This is a genomic window from Pseudoxanthomonas sp. LjRoot204_2, assembly GCF_056175765.1.
The window spans coordinates 1-3382 of sequence record NZ_JBGFFG010000370.1 but is presented as its reverse complement, the minus strand read 5'-3'; the positions used below and the strand labels follow the sequence as shown (position 1 = coordinate 3382).

Annotated in this window: 3 protein-coding genes; all 3 read right to left on the bottom strand. The window is 66.4% G+C overall.

The window, feature by feature from the left end:
- A partial coding sequence (dxs, locus tag AC04L7_RS14920; RefSeq protein WP_475513303.1) for a 1-deoxy-D-xylulose-5-phosphate synthase occupies nt 1-1207 on the bottom strand: 1207 nt, incomplete at its 3' end.
- Between the two features lie 270 nt (nt 1208-1477).
- On the bottom strand, nt 1478-2131 hold the full coding sequence (locus AC04L7_RS14915; RefSeq protein WP_299342689.1) for an HNH endonuclease: 654 nt from the start codon (nt 2129-2131) through the stop codon (nt 1478-1480).
- A 94-nt stretch (nt 2132-2225) separates the two neighbouring features.
- Nucleotides 2226-3382, bottom strand: a 1157-nt coding sequence (locus AC04L7_RS14910; RefSeq protein ID WP_475513302.1) for an acyl-CoA dehydrogenase C-terminal domain-containing protein, incomplete at its 5' end; no start/stop codon positions are given.

Here is a 3382-nt window from a genome sequence, read left to right as displayed (position 1 = left end):
CGTAGCCGCGCTGCAGGAAGGTCGAATAGATCGCSACCACCGGCTTSCKGCCCTCGCAGGCCATGCCCGCCGCGAGCGTCACGGCGTGCTGTTCGGCGATGGCGACGTCGAAGTAGCGCTCGGGATATTCCTTGCTGAAGCGCACCAGGCCCGAGCCTTCGCGCATCGCCGGGGTGATGCCCAGCAGCCTGGGTTCGACGGCGGCCATATCGCAGAGCCAGTCGCTGAAGATGTCGGTGTAGGTGGGCTTCTTCGTACCCCCCTTGCTGACCAGGCCTTTCTCGGGATCGAACGGACCCACGGCGTGGTAACCGATCTGGTCACCCTCGGCCAGTTCGTATCCCTTGCCCTTGGTGGTCAGGATGTGGAGCAGTTGCGGACCCTTGAGGGTCTTGAGCGTCTTCAGCGCGCCGACCAGGGCTTCGACGTCATGGCCGTCGATCGGACCGGTGTAGTGGAAGCCCATCTGTTCGAACAGCGTGGACGGCACGAACATGCCCTTCCAATGCTCTTCCCAGCGACGCATGAATCGGGCCGGCGGTTTCTTCTTGTCGCCCAGCAGTTTCTTGCCGCCTTCGCGCAATGCGTTGAGCGTGCGGCTGCTGCTCAGCCGGCCCAGCATCTTGGTCAGGCCGCCGACGTTCTCGGAGATCGACATCTGGTTGTCGTTGAGGATCACCAGAAGGTTGGGCTCGGGCTCCATGCCGCCGGCATGGTTCAGCGCTTCGAAGGCCATGCCGGCCGTCATCGCGCCGTCGCCGATCACCGCCACGACCTTGCGGTCGTCGCCCTGCTGCTGCAGCGCGATCGCCATGCCTAGCGCGGCGGAGATCGACGTGGACGAATGGCCCACGCCGAACGTGTCGTACTCGCTTTCGTCGCGCTTCGGGAACGGCGCCACGCCGTCCTTCTGCTTGACCGTGTGGATGGTGTCGCGTCGGCCGGTCAGGATCTTGTGCGGATAGGTCTGGTGGCCGACGTCCCACACCAGGCGGTCGCGCGGTGTATCGAACAGGTAGTGCAGGGCGACCGTCAGTTCGATCACGCCCAGGCCGGCGCCGAAGTGTCCGCCGCTCTTGCCCACCGACTCGATCAGGTAGCCCCGCAGCTCCTCGGCGATGGCAGGCAGTTCGGATTCGTCGAACTGGCGCAGGTCGGCCGGAACGTGGATGCGTGAAAGGCGGGGATAGCGGTCGGGGGCGATCATCGGCAGCAGGCTTCTTCTGAGGCGTCATTGTCCCCCCCTGATGTGAAGTGGGGCAAGCAAGCGCGTGAAGCCGGCGTGGGGTCCCCCACGGCGGTTCAGGAAGGTCGTGGCGAGGGTCGGGCAGGCATCATCCCTGCGTTCCTCGCCAGCGGGTGCGTCAGGGCGTCCCCGGGTCGGGCAGCATGGCCGCGTGCGCTTGCGATCGACCTCTCGTGGTTCGCGTCGGCGACCGCCTTTCCGCGCGTGTGGGCCGGGCATGCTGCCCGTGAATCAAGCGGACAGCTTGGACTTCTTCGGCAGCTGGGCCTTCAGGAATGCCATCTGGTCGGCCAGGATGTTGCGGTTCGAGAGGATCAGGTGCTCGATCCAGCTCGGCCGGTACGGCACCGCGAGCAACGGCATGTGCGCCTGTTGCGGGGTGCGGTTGCTCTTGCGGGAGTTGCAGTGGAAGCAGGCCGTCACCACGTTTTCCCAGATGTCCTTGCCGCCCTTGGACAGGGGCAGCACGTGGTCGCGGGTCAGGTGGGGGCGCGCGTACTCATGCCCGCAGTACAGGCACAGATGGGCATCGCGGGCGAACAGCGCGGTGTTGGTGAGCGTCGGCGTGGGCGACAGGGCATGCGCGCGGGCATGGCCGCGCGAGGCCACGATCGGGTGCAGTTCGATCAGGCTCTGCTCGCCGGTCAGCCGGGAGACGCCGCCGTGCACATGCAGGCAGGGGTCGCCCAGCGTCCATGCGACTGCACCGCGCGCGTACAGACAGGTTGCGTCCTGCCAGTTGATCCAGTCCAGCACGCGGCCATGCGCATCCAGCGACAGCAGTCGCAGGGCGGCGGGGTGGGGACGGGGGGACGACGGAGACGGAACCGGCGAGGAAAGAGAACCGGTCTGTACCAGGTGAAGCTGAGCTCTGTCTGCTTCCATGGAGAAGCAGGTTATACCCAAATGTTGACGAAATGTGTATCCGGCGCGGCTTTTGTTCGGAGGAGCGCGACGCCCGCGCTCCTCCAGTACCGGATCACTCGCCGAAGCGGATGTCGTCCATCGCCATCAGCGTGTCCGCGCCGGATTCGATGGCGGCGGCATGGGCCAGCGTGCGCGGCAGGATGCGGGCGAAGTAGAACCGGGCAGTCTCACGCTTGGCCTGCCGGAAGGCATCGCCATGCGTCGATGCGTCGGCGGCTGCCACGCTGCGTGCCCACCAGTAGGCCAGCACGACGTAGCCCGAGTAGAACAGATAGTCGGTGCTGGCTGCACCGATTTCCTCCGGGTTCGCCGCCGCACGCTGCAGGATGTTCTTCGTCAGCCCCGCCCACTCCGCGGCTTTCTGCTGAAGCGGATCGATGAACTCCGTCAGCGACGCGTCGTCCTTGTGTTGCTGGACGAAGGCATGCACGTCGGCCAGGAACAGCTTCAGGCCCGCCGCTTGGGTGGCGGCGGTCTTGCGCCCCATCAGGTCCAGCGCCTGGATGCCGGTGGTGCCCTCGTACAGCGTGGTGATGCGGGCATCGCGCGCCAGCTGTTCCATGCCGTGTTCGTGGATGTAGCCGTGGCCGCCGAAGCACTGCAGCGCGTGGTACGTGTTCTCGATGCCCCACTCGGTCTGGCAGGCCTTCGAGATCGGAGTGAGGAAGCTCACCAGCGTGTCGGCCCGCTCGCGCTCCGCGGCATCCTCGGCATGGTTGGCCACGTCGATCAGGCTGCCCGCGTGCAGCGCCAGCAGGCGGCTGCCCTCGATCAGCGATTTCATCGTCAGCAGCATCCGGCGCACGTCGGGGTGGACGATGATCGGATCCGCCGGCTTGTCGGGGAACYTCGGTCCGCTCAATGCGCGCGTCTGCAGGCGCTCGCGCGCGTACCGCAGCGCGTTCTGGTACGCGCGCTCGCTCAGGCCGACGCCCTGCAGGCCCACGCCGAGGCGCGCGGTATTCATCATGGTGAACATGGCCTGCAGGCCCTTGTGCGGCTGGCCGACGAGGTAACCCTGCGCACCGTCGAAATTCATCACGCAGGTCACCGACGCCTTGATGCCCATCTTGTGCTCGATCGAGCCGCAGGACAGCGTGTTGCGCTCGCCCACGGTGCCGTCCTTCGCCACCTTGAACTTCGGGGTCACGAACAGCGAGATGCCCTTCGCGCCGGCGGGTGCATCCGGCAACTTGGCCAGCACCAGGT

What these genes read in the sequence shown, in the direction of transcription:
- AC04L7_RS14915 (WP_299342689.1), bottom strand. Translation starts at nt 2,131, where the DNA reads ATGGAAGCAGACAGAGCTCAGCTTCACCTGGTACAGACCGGTTCTCTT.